This is a genomic window from Thermococcus sp. GR5 (assembly GCF_012027535.1).
Lineage (GTDB): Archaea > Methanobacteriota_B > Thermococci > Thermococcales > Thermococcaceae > Thermococcus > Thermococcus onnurineus.
The window spans coordinates 123,299-141,587 of sequence record NZ_SNUN01000005.1; the positions used below are offsets into that span (position 1 = coordinate 123,299).

General features: G+C 52.0%; 19 protein-coding genes, 1 tRNA gene and 1 pseudogene. 11 read left to right on the forward strand and 10 right to left on the reverse strand.

Annotated features, from left to right (window positions below):
- Positions 1 to 25 precede the first annotated feature (25 nt).
- Positions 26 to 1,756 (reverse strand): endonuclease MutS2, encoded by a 1,731-nt coding sequence (locus E3E33_RS06525; protein WP_167711538.1) that lies wholly within the window; start codon positions 1,754 to 1,756, stop codon positions 26 to 28.
- Positions 1,757 to 1,898: 142 nt separating this feature from the next.
- Between E3E33_RS06525 and E3E33_RS06530 the strand changes: the two genes are divergently transcribed.
- A complete protein-coding gene (locus tag E3E33_RS06530; protein WP_167711537.1) occupies positions 1,899 to 2,405 on the forward strand; it encodes a hypothetical protein in 507 nt (168 codons plus the stop codon).
- A 13-nt stretch (positions 2,406 to 2,418) separates the two neighbouring features.
- On the opposite strand, the gene moaC is transcribed toward E3E33_RS06530, so the two are convergent.
- From moaC to E3E33_RS06555, 5 genes are read right to left on the reverse strand one after another with little or no spacing between them, the layout of a single operon-like run.
- Positions 2,419 to 2,889, reverse strand: a complete 471-nt coding sequence (gene moaC, locus E3E33_RS06535; RefSeq protein WP_012571673.1) for a cyclic pyranopterin monophosphate synthase MoaC — start codon at positions 2,887 to 2,889, stop codon at positions 2,419 to 2,421.
- A 32-nt stretch (positions 2,890 to 2,921) separates the two neighbouring features.
- Entirely contained in the window at positions 2,922 to 4,361 is a 1,440-nt protein-coding gene (locus tag E3E33_RS06540) for an RtcB family protein (RefSeq protein ID WP_167711536.1), read from the reverse strand.
- Positions 4,362 to 4,420: 59 nt separating this feature from the next.
- Positions 4,421 to 4,867: a hypothetical protein gene (locus E3E33_RS06545; protein WP_167711535.1), complete on the reverse strand. Its 447-nt coding sequence runs from the start codon at positions 4,865 to 4,867 to the stop codon at positions 4,421 to 4,423.
- Positions 4,864 to 5,802, reverse strand: a complete 939-nt coding sequence (locus tag E3E33_RS06550; RefSeq protein ID WP_167711534.1) for a tRNA (cytosine(49)-C(5))-methyltransferase — start codon at positions 5,800 to 5,802, stop codon at positions 4,864 to 4,866. The genes E3E33_RS06545 and E3E33_RS06550 overlap by 4 nt, the downstream gene beginning before the upstream one ends.
- Positions 5,803 to 5,811: 9 nt before the next feature.
- On the reverse strand, positions 5,812 to 6,240 hold the full coding sequence (locus tag E3E33_RS06555) for an archease (protein WP_048055040.1): 429 nt from the start codon (positions 6,238 to 6,240) through the stop codon (positions 5,812 to 5,814).
- A 57-nt stretch (positions 6,241 to 6,297) separates the two neighbouring features.
- Between E3E33_RS06555 and panB the strand changes: the two genes are divergently transcribed.
- Positions 6,298 to 7,155 (forward strand): 3-methyl-2-oxobutanoate hydroxymethyltransferase, encoded by an 858-nt coding sequence (panB, locus tag E3E33_RS06560; RefSeq protein ID WP_167711533.1) that lies wholly within the window; start codon positions 6,298 to 6,300, stop codon positions 7,153 to 7,155.
- On the forward strand, positions 7,156 to 7,821 hold the full coding sequence (locus E3E33_RS06565; protein ID WP_167711532.1) for a glycosyltransferase family 2 protein: 666 nt from the start codon (positions 7,156 to 7,158) through the stop codon (positions 7,819 to 7,821). It begins immediately after the preceding gene.
- On the opposite strand, the gene E3E33_RS06570 is transcribed toward E3E33_RS06565, so the two are convergent.
- Complete coding sequence (locus tag E3E33_RS06570) at positions 7,811 to 8,653, reverse strand: DMT family transporter (RefSeq protein ID WP_167711531.1); 843 nt, start codon at positions 8,651 to 8,653, stop codon at positions 7,811 to 7,813. The two genes, E3E33_RS06565 and E3E33_RS06570, sit on opposite strands and share 11 nt — an antisense overlap.
- Before the next feature lie 244 nt (positions 8,654 to 8,897).
- Here E3E33_RS06570 and E3E33_RS06575 point away from each other — a divergent pair, with 244 nt between their 5' ends.
- Complete coding sequence (locus E3E33_RS06575) at positions 8,898 to 9,323, forward strand: hypothetical protein (RefSeq protein ID WP_012571681.1); 426 nt, start codon at positions 8,898 to 8,900, stop codon at positions 9,321 to 9,323.
- Between the two features lie 215 nt (positions 9,324 to 9,538).
- On the opposite strand, the gene E3E33_RS06580 is transcribed toward E3E33_RS06575, so the two are convergent.
- Both E3E33_RS06580 and E3E33_RS06585 read right to left on the reverse strand, forming a co-directional pair.
- Positions 9,539 to 9,615, reverse strand: a tRNA-Thr gene (locus E3E33_RS06580).
- A 40-nt stretch (positions 9,616 to 9,655) separates the two neighbouring features.
- The gene (locus tag E3E33_RS06585; RefSeq protein WP_167711530.1) at positions 9,656 to 10,471 is read right to left on the reverse strand and encodes a phosphatase PAP2 family protein; all 816 of its coding nucleotides are present in this window, start codon (positions 10,469 to 10,471) and stop codon (positions 9,656 to 9,658) included.
- Between the two features lie 138 nt (positions 10,472 to 10,609).
- On the opposite strand from E3E33_RS06585, the gene E3E33_RS06590 reads away from it, so the two are divergent.
- Together E3E33_RS06590 and E3E33_RS06595 are read left to right on the forward strand one after the other, a co-directional pair.
- On the forward strand, positions 10,610 to 11,056 hold the full coding sequence (locus E3E33_RS06590; protein ID WP_012571683.1) for an HAD family hydrolase: 447 nt from the start codon (positions 10,610 to 10,612) through the stop codon (positions 11,054 to 11,056).
- 3 nt (positions 11,057 to 11,059) lie between these two features.
- Entirely contained in the window at positions 11,060 to 11,677 is a 618-nt protein-coding gene (locus E3E33_RS06595) for a YigZ family protein (protein WP_167711529.1), read from the forward strand.
- Between the two features lie 51 nt (positions 11,678 to 11,728).
- On the opposite strand, the gene E3E33_RS06600 is transcribed toward E3E33_RS06595, so the two are convergent.
- On the reverse strand, positions 11,729 to 14,404 hold the full coding sequence (locus tag E3E33_RS06600) for a DEAD/DEAH box helicase (RefSeq protein ID WP_167711528.1): 2,676 nt from the start codon (positions 14,402 to 14,404) through the stop codon (positions 11,729 to 11,731).
- Positions 14,405 to 14,551: 147 nt separating this feature from the next.
- Between E3E33_RS06600 and E3E33_RS06605 the strand changes: the two genes are divergently transcribed.
- The 5 genes and pseudogenes from E3E33_RS06605 to E3E33_RS06625 form a co-directional block, all read left to right on the forward strand.
- The gene (locus E3E33_RS06605; RefSeq protein WP_167711527.1) at positions 14,552 to 14,767 is read left to right on the forward strand and encodes a hypothetical protein; all 216 of its coding nucleotides are present in this window, start codon (positions 14,552 to 14,554) and stop codon (positions 14,765 to 14,767) included.
- A 94-nt stretch (positions 14,768 to 14,861) separates the two neighbouring features.
- The gene (locus E3E33_RS06610; RefSeq protein ID WP_167711577.1) at positions 14,862 to 16,637 is read left to right on the forward strand and encodes a ribosome biogenesis/translation initiation ATPase RLI; all 1,776 of its coding nucleotides are present in this window, start codon (positions 14,862 to 14,864) and stop codon (positions 16,635 to 16,637) included.
- Between the two features lie 206 nt (positions 16,638 to 16,843).
- Positions 16,844 to 17,551: a DUF4405 domain-containing protein gene (locus E3E33_RS06615; protein WP_167711526.1), complete on the forward strand. Its 708-nt coding sequence runs from the start codon at positions 16,844 to 16,846 to the stop codon at positions 17,549 to 17,551.
- Complete coding sequence (locus E3E33_RS06620) at positions 17,551 to 17,775, forward strand: hypothetical protein (protein ID WP_012571689.1); 225 nt, start codon at positions 17,551 to 17,553, stop codon at positions 17,773 to 17,775. The genes E3E33_RS06615 and E3E33_RS06620 overlap by 1 nt, the downstream gene beginning before the upstream one ends.
- A gap of 225 nt (positions 17,776 to 18,000) precedes the next feature.
- A pseudogene (locus E3E33_RS06625) lies at positions 18,001 to 18,289 on the forward strand (hypothetical protein); the annotation flags it as partial.

Sequence of the window (18,289 nt, forward strand, 5' to 3'; positions counted from 1 at the left end):
AACTACCTACACAACGACCTACATATTAAAAGCCCCTGAACGCCCTCCAAACTCTCTCAAAAATCTCCCTCTCTCTTCCACGCTTCTTCTTTGCGAGGCGCTCGACTATGAGCTCGGGCGTGCTTCTTCCGAGCGTTCCAAACTTCGGCTGCCTGTCCACAATGAGGTCGAGGTTCTCGTCTAGACCTTTGGCCTCTATCCCATCGACCCTCGCGAAGGGCAGCTCCCTCCTCAGATCCTCGCCGAGGTGTGAAACTATGACAACGTAAAAGCCCCTCTCATAGGCGACTTTGAGGAGCTCTCCGATTATCTTGACAGCCGCCCCCGGTTCGGTTATGGCCTCGAACTCGTCTATGAGGATCAGCTTTCTGCCCTCTCCCTTCAGTGCTCTCACGAAAGACCTCAAGGCCGTCTCAAAGGCTCCGGCACCGTAGACGCTCCTCTTACGCCTGAAGAAGAAAAGCTCGTTGAGGGGTTCCACCCACGCTTTCTCCGCCGGAACTGGCAGCCCCATGTGGGCGAGAAGCGTTATCTGTGTGATCAGCTCTAGGAGTGAAGTTTTTCCACCGCTGTTCGCACCGGTGAGGATTACTACGGGCTCGTCCTTTACCTTCTCCACGCCGGGAAGATCAAAGTTCTCGGGCTTTCTCCCAACGACATAGCTCACCGGCTGGGGATTTTCGATGAAGAGATGCCTTCCGTTGATGAACGCGATTCCACCGTTCCAGAGCTCGGGGAAGGTGAAGCCCTCCGCGAACTCCTTCACTGCCCTCAGGAAGTCCAGCTCGTAAACCCCAGCCAGCTCTTCCTTAAGCCTGGCCAGAAGCGGACGGATTTTTCCGAGAACCTCGCGGCTCTTGAGGTAGAGCTCCACCTTGAGTTCCTTCTCAAGTTCCTCTCTCAGCATTTCGACTCTCTCTGGGGGAACTGTGACGGGATAGAGCTCCTCGCGGGAGAACAGCTCAACCGTGACGCCGAGCTTTTCGCTCAGCTCTTCCTCGGCCTCGTTGATGAGGTCCAAGATTCCACCCTCAACCTCACCGAAGTGCGAGAAAATCGCCTCGTAGTTCCCGGCTTTAAGCTCGCTCAGGAATTCAAGCAGTTCTTTCCCGCTCAGCGTCAGGCTGAACTTCTCGAGCTTTTCTGAAATCTTCTCGTTCAGCTCGCGCTCCTTGCCGGCTATCAGTTCTTCGAGCCCATCAAGGAGCCTCCTTTTTTCCATGACTTCTTCGAGTTCTTTAAGCGCCTCGAGAATTTCTTTCGCAACGCTCTTCTCTCCTGTGAGCTCACCTATACTCACGAGGGCTTGAAGCGTCTCTTTGTTCTCCCATAGAGGCATGATGTAGAGCTCAGGAGCTATATCGGAAGGTGTAAGCTCAACATCGATGCCGTAGCCAACGGTGCTGAGGACGAGGGGATAGCCTTCGGCATCTTCAAGGCTGGTCGAGACCGCACAGAGGTTTAAATTCTCTGCTTTTTCAAGCTCGCCCTCATCAACTATTAAAACCCTGTCGTGGAGGAAGTCGCGCCTGAACTTTATGGGCCGAACCTTCGAGAGATATTTCCTGAGTTCGGGCCGGATTTTCGGCAGGTTCTCTTTGAAATATGCCTGTCTGCTGAGGATTTCATCCCTCTCAGAAACCGGCCCAAACTCGTCAAGAAAAGCCGAGCTTCCAGGAAGGACTAACCGCCTCTTTATCTCCTCGAGTATCGCCCGGTAGATTGCCTTAGCCTCTGGGTTAAGCTTGAGGGTCATCGTTCAAGAAATGGGCCGAAGTCTAAAAAACCTTCCGACATTCACCGTCTCACACCAGCGCAATCCATCAAGGGAAATCCCGGGAAATTTTATAAGGATGAGTTGCACCAGTACTAACGATAACAGTAACACGGTGTCTTCAATGCTCCTCGAAAGACTCCTTAAGCCCAGCTACAGATTCAGGATATGGGAGCTGGAGTTCGATAGTAAGAAGTTCGTGGAAGGCCTGAGGCGAAAAGGCATTCACGTCGCCGAGCTGAGAGAAGACTGGGACGTTGAGCTGACGGTTGAGGCTTTTCTTGGGTCGACCTTTGGAGAACACGTCTACCTTATAAAGTTCAAGGACGGGATCAAACTGCTTGCGAGGACCACCGATCCTCTTAAGAAGGAATTCAAGCTTAAAGAAAACGCATATCTAGTGAGGAACGAGGGAGCACTGAAAAAGCTCATCCTAAGCCAGACTTCAACAATGATGAAGATACTGATGGGCTTCCAACCTCTCGTTATCTGGGCGCCCCTAGTCTTCGGCCTTCAGTATTTAGACGAGAGATATCCGTTCGCAGGCTTCTTCCTCGTGCTCCTGGGCTTCTTCCTCAATGACCTGCTTAAGACCCTCGAATATTTTATCCTGGGATACTGCAGGGAATGAGAAAAGAAAGGCCTCAGCCTTCTTCCTTCACCTTTTCGACTACGTGGATGCCCTCAATTCTCGTGAACGGATACTGACCCTGCTCGTCTTTCTCGACGGCCTTAACCATGTCCCATATGGTCAGCAGCGCGAGGGTTACCCCCATCAGGGCCTCCATCTCGACTCCGGTCTTGTAGGTCGCGCGAACCTCGCAGGTGGCCTCGATGTAGTCCTCGCCGAACTCGAAGGAGATGTCCACGCCCGTGAGCGGTATCGGGTGGCAGAGCGGAATCAGCTCGGGCGTCTTTTTGACGGCCAGAATTCCAGCAATCTGCGCCGTCGCAATAACGTTGCCCTTCTTCGTCTTCCCGGCCTTTATCAGCTCGATAGTCTCCGGTCTGAGCCGTATCCTGCCCTTCGCGACAGCCTTTCTGAGGACTTCCCTCTTATGCCCAACCTCGACCATCTTGACACCTTTTTCATCGACGTGGGTTAGTTCCTTCATTGCAACGCCCCCAAAAGTTGAAAGAAAAGGCATCAGCCCTTCGCAACGCCCATCGGGCGCATCCTGGCGACGAGCTTGGCAATGCCAGCCTCGTGGACGACGTTAACAACGTTGTCAACGCTCTTGTAAGCGCCTGGGGCCTCTTCAGCGACAACCCTGAGGCTTGCCGCCCTGATATAGATGCCCTTCTGGAGGAGCTCGTTCTTGAGCCTGTCACCGCGGTACTGTCTGGTTGCCGCTTTTCTGCTGAGGAGCCTGCCGGCTCCGTGGCAGCTCGAACCGAAGGTTTCCTTCATCGAGCCTTCAGTTCCAGCAAGAACGTAGCTGGCGGTACCCATCGAGCCAGGAATGAGAACCGGCTGGCCAACGTCCCTGTAAGCCTTCGGCACATCTGGATGACCGGCCGGGAAGGCCCTGGTAGCGCCCTTCCTGTGGACGACGACCCTGACCTTCTTTCCATCAACCTCGTGCTCCTCGACCTTTGCTATGTTATGGGCAACGTCGTAAACAATGGTCATCTCCATGTCCTCGGCTTTGCGCTTGAAGACCTCCTCAAAGCTCTCCCTGACCCAGTGGGTTATCATCTGCCTGTTGGCCCAGGCGAAGTTTGCTGCCGCCTTCATTGCGCTGAAGTACCTCTGGCCCTCTTCGCTCTGGAAGGGAACGCTGACGAGCTCGCGGTCGGGCCATGGAACTCCGTACTTCCTGTTGGCCTTCTCCATCACGCGAAGATAGTCGCTTGCGACCTGGTGGCCGAGACCCCTGCTTCCGGTGTGAACCATCACAACTACTTGGCCCTCGAAAAGGCCGTAGGCCTTCGCCACTTCCTCGTCGTAGATTCTGTCAATGACCTGAACTTCGAGGAAGTGGTTTCCTGAGCCAAGGGATCCGAGCTGTGGAGCTCCCCTCTGCTTGGCCTTCTGGCTGACGGCATTTGGATCCGCGCCCTCCATCCTGCCGCCTTCCTCAAGGTGCTCAAGGTCATCCTTCCAGCCATAGCCGTTGTCAACTGCCCACTTGGCACCGTCGGCTAAAACATCATCCAGCTGGCTCCAGTGGAGCCTCACTCTACCCTTGCTTCCCAAACCGGAGGGAACGTTTTTGAAGAGTGTGTCGACGAGCTCCTTGATCTTCGGCCTGACTTCCTTTTCAGTTAGGTTCGTGCGGATAAGACGGACACCACAGTTTATGTCGTAGCCGACTCCACCGGGGCTGATAACTCCTTCATTAACATCAAAAGCGGCGACGCCCCCTATCGGGAAGCCATAACCCTGATGACCGTCGGGCATGACTATGGAATACTTGTAGATGCCAGGAAGCATGGCAACATTTGCCGCCTGCTCAAGTGTTCTGTCCTGGCGCATCTTCTCTATGAGTTGGTCGTCAGCATAAACCCTGCCCGGAACGCGCATTCTTTTATCAAACTTCGGTATCTCCCACCTTATCTTGTCAATTCTCTTCAGCGGAATCATCCTCTCACCCCCGTTTTAAATCCCCCCGAAGTTATTTAAGTTTTAGCTGGACTGAAGTGTTACTCCAGCTTCAGTCTTCTCTCCTTTGGCACATAGTTGATGAGCCTCCCCTCCTTGGCCTTGGCGGAGCCTAAGTAGTAGGAGCGCCACTTGACAATGACCCAGCCGTGAAGGTCTTCGTCAATCTCAACGTTCTCGCCGGCAAGATAGCGCTTGGCTCGCTCTTTATCCAGCTCAACAATGTTCTTTGTCGCTTTTGGGCCAACCAGGAAGCTCCCTTCGATGGTGAGCCTTATACCATCGCTCTCGATCCTGCCAAAATAGACCCCCTGTCTGTCCGTGCTTTTCACCTCAAAGTCACAAGGCTTGTATGCATAGACCTTATGGTATCTGCCGCGTATCTCGTAGATTAACTCCGGGGCGTAGCCATAATTCTCAAGTAAAAGCTTCTTCACAAGCTCGGTATCGTCCGTCTTCCCTATCTCTCCCCTAGGGTTCTCGCTCATGCTTCTCCCTCCCCGGGCTTCACTATCTTCGCAATGAAGAATGCTTCAGTGTCGTTGTCGTTGGGATGGATCCTGAGGGTTTTCCTAAGCTCTTCTGAGTAGGTTCTACCCCCCCACTCGAGAACGGGTTCGCTTGTCTTCACAGGCAGGTCTATATCATCCAGCCTCGCGTCCGTCTTCCTCAGGAGGTAGTCAACCACCTCCTCGTTCTCCAGCGGGTCTATGGTGCAGGTGGAGTAAACGAGCACTCCTCCTGGTTTGAGGGCTTTGTATGCTGCAAGGATAAGCCTCTTCTGGATGTTCATGTATTTGACGACTCCCCTGAGCCTCCATCCGGTCAGGAACTTCCAGCTCTTTCTTATCATGCCAACGCTTGAGCAGGGGGCATCGAGTAGAACTCTGTCGAAGGTATTCTCAAACCTTCCGAAGTATGCACCATCGCGCGTCGTCACGCGGGTGTTCAAGACACCCATCCTGTTGAGGTTCGCTATGAGTATATTTGCCCTGTCTATCTTGGGGTCATTGGCTATTATGCAACCCTCGTTTTCCATGTACTGTGCTATCTGCCCGGTTTTGGAGCCCGGCGCGGCGGCCATGTCGAGAACGAGCTCTCCAGGCTTTGGGTCAAGAACAACTGGCGGAATCATTGAGCTGGCTTCTTGCCCGAAGACCAGACCCAGACTGTGCTCCGGAACTCTGGCGAGGTTATCTACGTTGATAAAGAAGCCCTCCCTGACCCATGGGATCGGCTCGAGCTTGTAATCCTCACTCAGGCGTTCAACTACAACCTTAAGCGGGGCCTTGAGCGTGTTCACCCTTATGCTCTGCCGGAGCGGCTTGACTATGAACTCCCAAAACTCGTCAGTATCCTCTATCTGGGAATAGCGCTCGTAAAACTCTTGGTTGGCCTCCCTGATCTCGTCCCTCACGCTCATCTGACCACCTCATAAATCGGGCACGAGCTGGACCATCCATCTCCCGTCTGACAGTTTTTCAATCCTCATGTCGTGGTAGGTTATGGCCTTGACCTCTTCCTTGGGCTCGTGCTTCTCGTAATTGAGGGGCTCACCGTAGGCCCTGGCCCTGAGCCTATAGCCATCCTCAGTCTTCTCGATTTTGACCTTGAAGTCCCCAAAGACGAGACCGTCCATCTCATGAAGCACCAAGAGCTCCTCAAGGAACAGGTAGAGCAAAGCCTCCAGGTCTTCAGCCTCAACCTCAAGTTCTCTCACTTCCTTCGGCTCGACCTTCCTCACATCGACCATGACATCAAAGAGCGCCAACGCGACAGCTTCAAAGGCCTCCTCAAGGGTCTCACCGTACCCGCGGATTCCAATGTCCGCGGTGTGCTCGTAGTGTTCCCACTCGCGCATACCCTCACCTCCAGAAGACTTATAGGGACGAGGGTTTATTAGGCTAAGGGTGAGAGCATGAGGGAGATAACCCCAAGGACGATTATGGAGATGAAGGGCAAAGAGAAAATCGCTATGATAACCGCTTACGATTATCCTTCCGCGCTCATAGCGGACAGAGCAGGAATGGACATCGTATTCATCGGAGATTCTCTTGGCATGGTCGTTTACGGTGAGCCAAACACACTGGCCGTTTCTATGGATCAGATGGTTCTCCACACGAGGGCCGTTGCCAAAGCCGTCAAGCGGGCGCTCGTTCTGGCCGATATGCCCTTCGGAAGCTACGAGGTTGACGTTGAAGAAGGCATCAGGAATGCCATCAGGCTGATTCAGGCAGGTGCAGATGCCGTTAAAATAGAGGGCGGCTATGATCATAAAAAGCTCGTTAAGAGGCTCGTCCGCATGGGAATTCCAGTTATGGGGCATACCGGCTTAACTCCACAGCGCTACCTCAGGTTGGGAGGCTATCGCCTGATGGGCGAAACCGAGGAGGAGATCGAGGAAATCCTGCGCGATGCCAAGGCCCTTGAAAAAGCCGGAGCATTTGCTGTCGTTCTGGAGTTCACGCTTGCTGATGTTGCCAAGCTCGTAACCGAGGAGGTTTCCATTCCGACCATCGGCATCGGGGCTGGGCCATACGTGGACGGACAGGTTCTGGTCTGGCACGACCTCCTTGGAATTTACGAGAACGTCCCGCCCTTCGTCAAGAAGTACGCTGACATAGGTGGGATGATTCGCCTCGCCCTCGAGAACTACCGTGAAGAGGTCAAGAACGGCTCTTTCCCTACAAGGGAGCACTACTGGGAGTTTCTTGACAAAGAGGAATTCAAGAGAAAAGCCAGGAAGGTCCTCGAAAGGTTGAGCGAGGATGATTGAATGCTGGAAGGCAAGAGGATAACTGTCATAATCCCAGCATACAACGAGGCAAAACGAATCGGAAAAGTCCTCGAGAGAATTCCAGAGTTCGTGGATGAAGTAATCGTCGTGGACGATGGAAGCAACGACAACACCCATGGGATAGCCGTTGAATACAGCAAAAAAGATTCCAGAATCAAAGCGTTGAGACTCGAGAAGAACAGCGGAAAAGGAGCGGCCATGAGGGAGGGCGTGAAGGAAGCTACTGGAGAGATCATAGTTTTCATGGACGCCGACGGCCAGCACAGGCCTGAGGAAATAATAAACCTCGTTGAGCCGATAGTTAAAGAGGGAGCAGACTTCGTTATCGGCGCGAGGAAGTTTGAGGTTCAGGGTAAGAGACCGCTCCACAGAAGGCTGAGCAACATAATAACAACTAGGCTTTTGAGGCTCAAGCTGAGGCAGTACGTTTACGACACCCAGAGCGGCTTCAGGGCAATGAAGAGGGAGTTCGTGCCGACTATTGAAAGCGACCGCTACGAGGTTGAAACTGAGATGCTCATCAAGGCGACGAAGATGGGAGCGAGGATTAAAGAAGTACCCGTCAGTATGATTTACGGTATTGAAACAGGCCACTTCCGTCTTGAGGACGTCTTCCGTTTCCTCTGGGCCCTCCTCAAGTTCTGAGCTCACTCTTTACTTTTACTGCACCCAGCGTTCCGAGGGTTATGAGGAGAAAACCGATGGCATGATAGAGCGTGAAGCTTTCACCGAGGAGCACGCCTATTCCAATCGCCACTGCAGGAGCGGGCGTTATTATCGCCGTCGCCTTCGAAAGGTTGATGAGCTTTATCGACTTGTACCAGACTATCTGGCCTAAAGCTATTATCATGCCCTCGGCGATGACAAACCTGGAAAGCTCCAAACTAGTAGCAGCCGCCAGAGGGAAGAGCAGTAAAAAGCCGAAGGTGTTTCTCAGTGCTGCTATTATAATCGGACCGTATGAGAGCCTTTTGGCTATAACGTGGCCGAGCTGCCAGAAGAGTGGGACGAGCAGAAGCAGAAAGTCCCCAAGGTGAAGTTCCAGAGAACGGCCCTGGGTGATCACGAAGGTTAAACCGGCGAGTATAAAGAGAGAATAACCCACTAGCCGCCGGGTTATCCGCTCCCCAAGAAAGAGCCACGAGAGGAAGAAGGAGAAGAGCACTTCGCTCCTTGTTATGAGTGCGGCATTTATGGCAGTGCTCATTCGCGCGCCGAAGGAATAGGCAAGATAAGCCAGTGCAGTTCCAAATAATCCCACAAAAAAGGCCTTCCTGAGGTCTCCTGGATTGTCCAGGATCTCCCGCCAATCCCCACTCAAAAACAGACTTCCCCAGAGTATCAGGGAGGCCGTGAGAGCTGAAAAGGCGGCAAAACTAATTGGGTTTGATGGGTTTGACTTTATCACGACTGGCTCGAGGCCGTAGATGAACATCCCAGTTATCGCCAGGAGTGTCCCGAGGGATTCCCTCTCCATGGTTTTCCTGTTCTCCTTTCTTGCTTATAAATCCTCAGGAGGGTCCGTAAGACCGCTTCTAATGTCCCAATAGCTCATATAGGGAAAGAGTAATACCTGCCATATCTTGGATTTTGTCCAATATGATGCTGAAGCTCCAGATTGTGAGGACAAATGTAACAATAAAATAATCAAAGTCCAACTTAACGTCACAACGCTTAAATAACGCTATACGGATAATAAAAAATGGGGAAAGACAGTGGCCATGATAGCTCTCAAATCAGCAACCATTAAGCGCATAGAAGCCCTGGGGTTCACCATAGTAGTGGTTACTGTTCTCATAATCGCGCCAATACTATGGGGGGCTTCATATAACTTCAAGGAGGATATCCTGATAGAGCCGGGGGATTACAAGGTCTACAAGCTAGACGGCTACGAGTGGAGCATGCTCCATTTTTTGATAGAGTCCGACAGACCTGTTACAGTATGCATCACCGATGAAACTGGCCTCAGAATGCTAAAATCTGGAGAAGGGATGATATGCCTCTTTAGGGTTGACAGCACCACCAGCGTGGAGAGAGTCTGGAGATTTCCCAAAAGAGGCCCCCTGTATCTGGTCATAATATCCGACTCGACCGATGAGCCAACCTCCGTCCATCTCCAGGTGGAGGGCGGCCTTATTCTGTGGTGAGGTGTAGATCAACGTTAGTTGATGGCAACAATGAAGGCTGTTCTGGAGAGGTTTTATAGATACATGCAGTCACACAAAAGTTCACATCACGCTTAGTCCGCAGGTCATCGAAATGCTTGACAAAGCCAATGTATAACAGGAGCCGTTTCATAGAAGACGCCATTTTGGCAAGGCTTTCTTCGAAAGGAAGGCTTTTCAGAAGGGAGGAACGGTTGTGGAGCCGGGAGCGGGATTTGAACCCGCGACCTGCGGATTACGAGTCCGCCGCCCTGCCGAGCTAGGCTACCCCGGCGTCCCATGTTAAGGGCTCTGGAGACCTTTATAAGTTTTTCTCAGGGAGTCCCAAGGAGATTGCTGATAAGCTGGCTCCAGTACTGAGGATCAGCGGCTAGAAAGAGGACGATTACACCAATGAAAAAGCTCAGAACCGCCAGCCGTCTTAAATATGAAAGCTCCAGCCCGCACAACATTGCTGGAAGTCTTGGAGAATAACCTGCTGTGAGCCTCGAAACGATCACTGCAAGGACCATTCCAGTTATTATGTCGTAGATCCAGTGGTGGCCAAGGAAGAGCGTCGTGAAGGGTATCAACGAGTTAAGGACAATGAGAGTCGCACCAATCTTCTCCTTCCGGTACCTCCAGAGTGTAATTATGTTGACCATAGCGAACGTGTTGTGAAGGGAAGGCAGGACGAACTCCTGTCTGGTCAAATAGGTGCTCTCCGAGATATATCCAGGCAGGTTGTAGACCAGATGGGGCGCGTGGACGTGGACGATCAAATATATTGACCCTGCCACGGTGTAGGAGAGCAGGTATCTAATGAAAAGCTCGTCCGAAGCTTCCAGATCCCTTTTGTAGAGGAGCAGATACGCAACGGCGAGGGCTATTGAGCCCGAAAAACCAAGGTAGTACACACCTTCAAAGAGCCAGTAAAGGAGAGGGAGACTTTTTGTAAATTCGATGAGGCCGATCACAAAATCTCTGGAGGTGAGCGGGAGCTGTAGGAGGTAGTGGGTGACGTCAACGCTGTACCTACCGAGAAAACCGTAAGAGAGCCCAAATAGAAGCCACCCGAAGTAACTTATAAAGAAGGCGTTTAGCCTCACGAGGATCTCCCAGTCGTTGGTGAGCTCCCGCAGCTTTAACATAATATTACCCCCAGTGGTGAAATATTTAACCTTTTCGCCTTTAATATTTAACATTCAAGATATGAATTGCCCTTCTCAGTGGCGTTTGGAGTCCAAGCCCTTAAAAACTCTCCGAACAAAGGGATGGTGGTGAGACCAATGGAGATCCCGGGTTACGGAGAGATAGAAGCCGAAACAGTAGTGTTCGACCTCAACGGCACCCTTGGCGTCAGCGGCAGGGTGGATGAAGAGGTAAAACACCTCCTCGAGAGGTTGTCAGATAGGTACACCGTCGTCATTCTGAGCGCAGACACCTTCGGGACGCTGGAGGAAGAGTTCAAAGGCCTTCCAGTAAGGATCGAGCGCGTTAAAGATGGAAGTGAAAAACTCGAGAAGGCCATGGCCTATGGCTCCTACATAGCTGTTGGCAACGGAAACAACGATGTGGCAATGCTCGAGAGCGCTGAATTGGCCTTCTGCGTCATAGGGCCAGAAGGAGCGACCGTCGAGGCCCTCCTCGCAAGTGACATTGTTGTCAAAGATGTAAAAGATGCAATAGCGATGCTTCTCGATGATAGGAAGCTCACAGCGACACTGAGAGGGTGAGGTATGGAATACAGGACGCTCAAGGGAGTGGGCACTGCCGAGCTTGTTGTCAAAAAGTCCATCTTCATTGGCTACGCCTCGCCGGCCAGCTCAGAAGAGGAAGCTAAAGCATTCATAGCCAGGATAAAGGACCATCACCGCGATGCGACCCACAATGTCTCAGCCTACCTCATCAACGATGGAAAGAACTTCGCCGTTCGCTACGATGACGATGGCGAGCCTAAAGGCTCAGCAGGAAAGCCTGTATTAAAGGTCATCCAGAACAAAGGTCTGAGCAATGTTGTTGTCGTTGTTACGCGCTACTTCGGCGGCATAAAGCTCGGCTACGGCGGGCTTGTTAAGGCCTACAGCGATGCGGCCAGCTTGGCCATAGATAATGCTGGCATCGTCGAAATCTACGAAACCGAGCGTTTTGAGGTTACCCTCCCCTACAACCTCTTCCACGTTGTAAAGGAGACCGTTGAGAAGGCTGGCGGCAGAATAGTGGAAGAGGAATACGGTGGGCTAGTTAGGTTCACGGTCGAGACGCGGAAGGGTGAAGCAGAGTCCCTGATGGAGCTCCTCACGGAGAGGACTAAGGGGAGAGTCAGACTGAGACCGCTGTTCATGAGGAGCCTGTGATTTTTTACACATGTAAATTACATGGTATGTAAAAATCGCTCGACGTTAACATTATTTCCCCAGAATTTTCTCCCACACCCTTATCGCCATCCATTTATCAAGGAACTCATTGAAGGTGCCGCACTTCGGCGAGAGGACGCAGACCGGGCAGCCGTCCTTACAGGAACAGCCGGTCAGGTGCTCGTAGCTCTTTTCCATAAGCTTCTCGACGTTCTCATAGAGTATCTCGGCCAGGCCGGCACCGAACTCATTGCCGTCATAGATGAAGACGAGGGGCCTTCCGATGTGTGGCGGATTGGGGAAACTCGCGTAGCTGTAGCCGCCGAGTTCGCGTGAATCTACGTAGGTGAAGATGGGCGCTATCTTGATAATGTTGTGTTCTATGGCATGAAGGGCAGAGCCTATTCCATCCTTGCTGTCCACCATCTTCTTTATCGCAAAGGCCAGCTCCTCCTCGTTTATTCCAAAACGCTGGAGGGCGTCGCCTATGGCCTTCCTGATGGTGTGGCTTGTGGCACCGAGGTAGATGGGGAAGAGCTTCTTTCTGTCCAGGTTCTCGTAGAGGGTGAAGGCGAGGTCTTCCCTGTCTTTCTCCGCAGCTATGCCGAAAAATTCCCTGAACTCCTCGTTCGGAATCTCTCGTATCCAGTCGGGGAAGACGAGCCAGATTCCCTTAGTCTCGAACTCCCTAATGTGGGGCTCCTCAAACTCAACCCTGGCGAACCTTTCCCAGTTGAGTATCGAGAAGTCTTCATCGACCTTGACCCTCTCACCGCTCAGGGGGGAATAGATTTCACCCTTCAGGACTCCCGCTTCCTTCAGCCTCATCAGTTCAGCCACGTAGTTGCCCACGTCGTTGCCCTTGACGGCGAAGCCAGTATGGATGTGCCTTACCCTGAGCCGGCCGAGGCCTATCTCTACGCCCTTATACGCTTTGCTCGCCGTTGTCTCAAGTATCTCTACCTCCTCGCGCTTGTTCACGAATGTCTCCACGTCCCAGAGGCGATTTAACTGCTTGGCGAAGACGAAGTGGAACTTTCCAAGGGTTAAGCGCTCTCCTGACATATAAAGCTCTCCGCGGGAAAAGTAAGTCATTCCGGGGAGGAGTGAGCGGTGATACTCGTCGGCATCGACTTCCTCGATGAGGTAACCCTTGATCTTGAGCCAGTTGACGAAGCGGAGAAGCTCTCCCATATCCCGCTTCTGCATCAGCTTTGCCCTTATCCAGGGCTCGTCCTTGAGAAGGAAGAAGCTCTCGTCGGTGGCCATCCGGAGGGAGGAGTAGCTGAAAGCGGGCCTCAGAGGTCTGGCCTCGAGCTTGCCTGTTATTGGGTTCTTCCTGAGCGAGGCCCTGCGCTCTATAACAAGCCTCTCCATCACCTTTCGCTCGAACTCGTCCAGCTCGTCCCATTCGATTACCCCTATTTCAGTGAGCAGATAGTGCAGGTGCTTTTCCGCTATGCGCTCGTTCTTCAGGTTGACTGGCATGTACTCGATTATGCCCTTCTCGAGCCTCTCGGTTAGCTCGTCGAAGTGCTCGCGGTAGTAATAATCCAATCCGTTCTTCCTGAGGACAATGCCGTTTATCGCTTCCCTATCAGCGCTCCTTCCAGCCCTTCCAAAGCGCTGGATAAGTGAGAAGAGACCGTCGGGCGGAATGCCGTAGTTTATCACCGCATCCAGATCGCCGATGTCGATGCCGAGCTCGAGAGCGTTGGTTGTGAGGAGAACGAGAAGCTTTCCCTCTTTGAAGTCCCGTTCTATCTCCCAGCGGATGTTTTTAGGCAGCGTTCCCTTGTAGGTGCTCGTCTTGTGAAAGACTGGCGAATTGAGGAGGAAGCGCATGAGCTTCTCCGTTCCTTTACGCGAGTCGAAGAAGACGAGGGTCTTGATCTTCTTCTCGGCGAGCCTCTCCACAACGGCCCTCAAAAGCTGTCTCTCGTCGAGGTTCTTGGGCTCGAATAGGATTAAGTACCGCCTCGGAAAGGGATTCCTGGCTTCGCTTACCGGCTCGAACTCAGCTCTAAAAAGCTTCTCGGCAAACTCCCGAGGGTTTCTCAGTGTTGCTGAAAGGGCTATTATTTGAGGCTTCGCGCCGAGGCGCTTGAACCTGAAGGCCAGCCGTCTGAACAGGTAAGCCGCGTTGCTCCCGAAGACGCCGCGGTAAACGTGAAGCTCGTCCACGACGAGATAGCGGAGGTTCCTCAAAAGCCACTCGTAGTCACGCCATCTCCTGAGGATGGTGTAATGGAGCATATCCGGGGTCGTGAATATCACTCGCGGTCTCTCGCGGAGTATTTCGCGCCTCTCCTCCCGCGAGACGTCGCCCGTCAGAATTCTTGCGTTGATGAACTCGCCGGTTAGACGGTAGAACGCGAGGTTCTCGAGCGAGAACTTCTCGAACTGGTTGTTGATAAGCGCGCGGGTGGGATAGACGAGCAGGTAGGTCGCGCGAGGATTGGATAGGTATGAGTCAAAGATCGCCAGCCTGAAAATCTCGCTCTTTCCGCTCGCGGTTGGAGTGGTTACCACGATGTTTTTACCTGAGTAGAGCTTTCCGAGTGCCTCAACCTGGTGCAGGTACAGTTTAAAGCCTAACTCATCAAGGAGAGAATTGACCTCGGGGTTATTAAACCGAAAATCGGAGAACTCGCCGCTTCTCGGGGGAAAAACGTGAACTTTGGCTATTTCGGACTTGAGGGATTTGAGGGTCTCGAAGAGGGACATGGGGATATATTTGGGGGAAACCGCTAAAAAATTTCTGGAGGCAAGGGCACCAACACAATAAGTGATTTAAACACCGCCCTCAGAATGATTAGGGGGATCACCATGGAGGCCCACGAGGACGAATACGTTAGGATGTAGGCGGAGCAGATGAAGGCGAAGAAGCGAAGGAAGATAAAACTAATGCTCTTTATCCTGAGACTATGGATTATCCTCCTGTTCACATCAAGAAACGTTCCGTCCCTGTTCTTCGCGGCGCTGTTCGGCGGTCTGTTCCTCCTGTTACTGATCTTCCTTGCCCCGACTACCGAAGGGGAAAACGGAGACTTCTGGATGAAGGAAGTTAAGAGACAGAGAAGGCCGTGAAGCCCATAGAAGCCTCTCAGCTATCGAAACAACAAGGATTATCCAACCCGCAATCCTTTAAAACCTTCTTCCTCAGCCTAACTCGGTGGTGAGGATGAGAATTGCGGTCATCGATTACGACAAGTGCAACCCCGACAAGTGCGGGCATTTCCTGTGTGAGAGGGTTTGCCCCGTCAACAGGATGGGAGGAGAGGCGATAATAATCGACGAGGAGAACTACAGACCGATAATCCAGGAAGCGAGCTGTACAGGCTGTGGAATCTGCGTTCACAAGTGCCCCTTCAACGCAATAACGATTATTAACCTCCCGGAGGAACTTGAAGAGGGCTGCGTCCACCGCTACGGCGTCAACGCCTTTGTGCTGTACCGCCTGCCGGTCGTCAAGGACGGCATGGTCGTCGGAATCCTTGGTCCGAACGGAACCGGTAAGACCACCGCGGTTAGGATACTCGCAGGTCAGCTCCTCCCGAACCTCTGCGGAGACAACGACAGCTGGGACAACGTTATCAGAGCCTTCCGCGGCAACGAGCTCCAGAATTACTTCGAAAGGCTGAAGAACGGAGAGATCAGGCCAGTCGTGAAGCCGCAGTACGTTGACCTAATCCCCAAAGCGGTGAAGGGCAAGGTGAGGGACTTACTCAAGAGGACAGACGAGATTGGGGCCCTTGACAAGGTTGTTGATGAGCTTGAGCTCAGGAACGTTCTAGACAGGAACATAGACCAGCTAAGCGGTGGAGAGCTGCAGAGGGTTGCAATAGCCGCGGCTCTACTCAGGAATGCACACTTCTACTTCTTTGACGAGCCTTCGAGCTACCTTGACATAAGGCAGAGGCTCAAGGTGGCGAAGATAATCCGCCATCTGGCAGATTCAGGCAAGGCGGTTCTGACAGTCGAGCACGACCTGGCAGTCCTCGACTATCTGAGCGACATAATCCACGTTGTCTATGGTAAGCCTGGCGCTTACGGTATCTTCTCCCAGCCGAAGGGAACGAGGAACGGTATCAACGAATTCCTCAGGGGCTACCTGAGAGATGAGAACGTTAGATTTAGGCCCTACGAGATACGCTTCACAAAGTCCAGCGAAAGACAGAGCCAGGCGAGCGAGATACTCGTTGAATACCCGCGTCTCGTCAAGGATTATGGCGGGTTCAGGCTGGAGGCCGAACCAGGGACGCTCTACATGGGCGAAGTGGTTAGCATCGTTGGCCCGAACGGTATCGGTAAGACCACCTTCGTGAAAATGCTGGCCGGCGTGGAGAAGCCGACGGAGGGTGAGGTTGACTGGGAGCTCAAGGTCAGCTACAAGCCCCAGTACATCAAGGCAGACTATGAAGGAACGGTTTACGACCTCCTGAGCAAGATCGACGCCTCAAAGCTCCTCAGCAACTTCTACAAGACAGAGCTGTTAAACCCGTTGGGCATTCCAGACCTCTACGACAAGCAGGTGAACGAGCTGAGCGGTGGAGAGTTGCAGAGGGTCGCCATAACTGCAGCGCTCATACGCGATGCCGATCTCTACCTGCTCGACGAGCCCTCAGCTTACCTCGACGTTGAGCAGAGGCTTGCGGTATCAAGGGCGATAAGACACCTCATGGAGAAAGAAGGAAAGACTGCTCTGGTGGTCGAGCACGACGTCCTCATGATAGACTACATCAGCGACAGGATAATGGTCTTCGAAGGCGAGCCCGGAAAGTACGGTAAGGCTCTGCCTCCGACGGGAATGCGCGAGGGAATGAACCGCTTCCTGGCCAGTGTGGGAGTAACCTTCAGGCGCGATCCGGATACTGGAAGGCCGAGGGCCAACAAGGAAGGAAGCGTCAAAGACAGGGAACAGAAGGAGATGGGAGAATATTACTACGTCTCCGCCTGAATTCTTTTTATTTTTCTGAAACGTCTAAAGTTCTTATGTCGAACTCTATATTTGTGTGGAACTATACAAAAGAGCCCATCCGAAATCTTTTTAAATCATTATAGCATATGTAAGTTTGAACATACATATGTTGGTGATAGTATGATATGGTTCGACAAGCACTCTAGGAAAGTACAGGTAATAAAATGCAAAGGGAGGTGCCGTCTATGAAGTGGAGGGCTGCTCCAGCCTGGCTTAGGGGCATAATAGACCTAGCACTAACGATCGTTTTTGCAATAATAGCACTCTCAGGAATAGCCCTTTACTTAGCGCCTTCCGGCAGGATAGCAAATACAGTCGGCTGGACCTTTCTGGGACTTGATAAAGACACCTGGACCAACATCCACACGTATTTAGGATTTGTCATGATAGGCCTCGTGGCGGTTCACCTGATAATTGGATTTAAAAGCATGATAACCATGCTCAGGATGGGCTTTAGAAAGACTAAGTGGAAGCCCGTGGTCGGGTTCCTGCTGGTGATAGGTCTCATAGCTGGTGGATTCCAAGTCTACAGTGCATACTTCGTGGAAGAAGAGAGTGACTCCAGCGATACTGACTACGAGTACGTTTACACTCCAACCAATGACACTACCACTACATATACCTACGTTGAGATCACCGGAACGATGCTTAAGAGCTATACGTTACAACAGCTCGCGGATCTCTATGGAGTCTCTGCGGACGATCTAGTTAAAGTCCTAAAGGAGGATTACGGCATCGAAGCAGAGCCAGATGAGCTCCTCGAGGCCATCGAAATCAAGAACGGACTGGACAGAGAGGTCTTCAAAGAAGAGCTCGCCGCAGCTATTGAGAAGCTCCTGGATTTAAACACTCAAACTGAAGGAAACGAAACAGTTGAAGGAGGTGGAAGCTGATGGGCCCTTACCTTCCCCAATACTTTTATGCTGAAACTCCTGGCTACGTCGAGTACGTGAACATAGCCCTCTGGCTCGTTCTCTTAGTGGTGGTTCTATTCTCCATGTACTCTCTCCATAAGAACCTCAATGCAGTGCTCAGTGAAATGAAAGGTATAAACACAGTTGCCTCTGAGCTAAGAGAGCAGACTAATAGTGTTGAAAAGATCCTGGAGGAAGTATGAAAGTAGAGTGTCTTTCTTTAAACTTCCTCACGTCTTCTTTTCCTATTAACCTTCCCGGATGGTCATCTTAAACACAAATAAACGATGGCTAACGTTGTTTAACAATGTCGACCAAAAAATCACAATAACCAGATCAAGGCTGAACAAACTTGAATCTATACAGACGATTTCATGAAGAAGGCTTAAATATGCCTTTTCACACAGGAATAATCGAGGTGATGTGACATGAGGTGGAAAAAAGCAATTGCACTGTTCCTTGGTTTGATGCTTATAACAACTACCCTATCTTTCGGAAGGGTTTCAGCCGAGGAAACTTCAGTAACAGTCATTCTTGTTAGTGATAACGAGGCCGACTGTGCACTGGCCCGGTACCTAGCAAACGTGACTGGTGCGGTTGTTGTGATGACTACGTGGGGTGTTTACGATCCGAACGTAACTGCTGAGATTATGAGCTACGCTCCGGATGAGGTCATAATAATAGGTGGTCCTGAGGCAGTGGTGGAGGAGTACGTTA

Coding starts and splice junctions, on each gene's coding strand:
- E3E33_RS06605 (WP_167711527.1), top strand. CDS start 14,552: ATGAAGGCGAAGAAGCGAAGGAAGATAAAACTAATGCTCTTTATCCTG.
- E3E33_RS06545 (WP_167711535.1), bottom strand. CDS start 4,867: ATGAGCGAGAACCCTAGGGGAGAGATAGGGAAGACGGACGATACCGAG.
- E3E33_RS06610 (WP_167711577.1), top strand. CDS start 14,862: ATGAGAATTGCGGTCATCGATTACGACAAGTGCAACCCCGACAAGTGC.
- E3E33_RS06525 (WP_167711538.1), bottom strand. CDS start 1,756: ATGACCCTCAAGCTTAACCCAGAGGCTAAGGCAATCTACCGGGCGATA.
- E3E33_RS06590 (WP_012571683.1), top strand. CDS start 10,610: ATGGAGATCCCGGGTTACGGAGAGATAGAAGCCGAAACAGTAGTGTTC.
- E3E33_RS06550 (WP_167711534.1), bottom strand. CDS start 5,802: ATGAGCGTGAGGGACGAGATCAGGGAGGCCAACCAAGAGTTTTACGAG.
- E3E33_RS06585 (WP_167711530.1), bottom strand. CDS start 10,471: ATGTTAAAGCTGCGGGAGCTCACCAACGACTGGGAGATCCTCGTGAGG.
- moaC (WP_012571673.1), bottom strand. CDS start 2,889: ATGAAGGAACTAACCCACGTCGATGAAAAAGGTGTCAAGATGGTCGAG.
- E3E33_RS06570 (WP_167711531.1), bottom strand. CDS start 8,653: ATGGAGAGGGAATCCCTCGGGACACTCCTGGCGATAACTGGGATGTTC.
- E3E33_RS06595 (WP_167711529.1), top strand. CDS start 11,060: ATGGAATACAGGACGCTCAAGGGAGTGGGCACTGCCGAGCTTGTTGTC.
- E3E33_RS06575 (WP_012571681.1), top strand. CDS start 8,898: ATGATAGCTCTCAAATCAGCAACCATTAAGCGCATAGAAGCCCTGGGG.
- E3E33_RS06555 (WP_048055040.1), bottom strand. CDS start 6,240: ATGCGCGAGTGGGAACACTACGAGCACACCGCGGACATTGGAATCCGC.
- E3E33_RS06615 (WP_167711526.1), top strand. CDS start 16,844: ATGAAGTGGAGGGCTGCTCCAGCCTGGCTTAGGGGCATAATAGACCTA.
- E3E33_RS06620 (WP_012571689.1), top strand. CDS start 17,551: ATGGGCCCTTACCTTCCCCAATACTTTTATGCTGAAACTCCTGGCTAC.
- E3E33_RS06565 (WP_167711532.1), top strand. CDS start 7,156: ATGCTGGAAGGCAAGAGGATAACTGTCATAATCCCAGCATACAACGAG.
- E3E33_RS06530 (WP_167711537.1), top strand. CDS start 1,899: ATGCTCCTCGAAAGACTCCTTAAGCCCAGCTACAGATTCAGGATATGG.
- panB (WP_167711533.1), top strand. CDS start 6,298: ATGAGGGAGATAACCCCAAGGACGATTATGGAGATGAAGGGCAAAGAG.
- E3E33_RS06540 (WP_167711536.1), bottom strand. CDS start 4,361: ATGATTCCGCTGAAGAGAATTGACAAGATAAGGTGGGAGATACCGAAG.
- E3E33_RS06600 (WP_167711528.1), bottom strand. CDS start 14,404: ATGTCCCTCTTCGAGACCCTCAAATCCCTCAAGTCCGAAATAGCCAAA.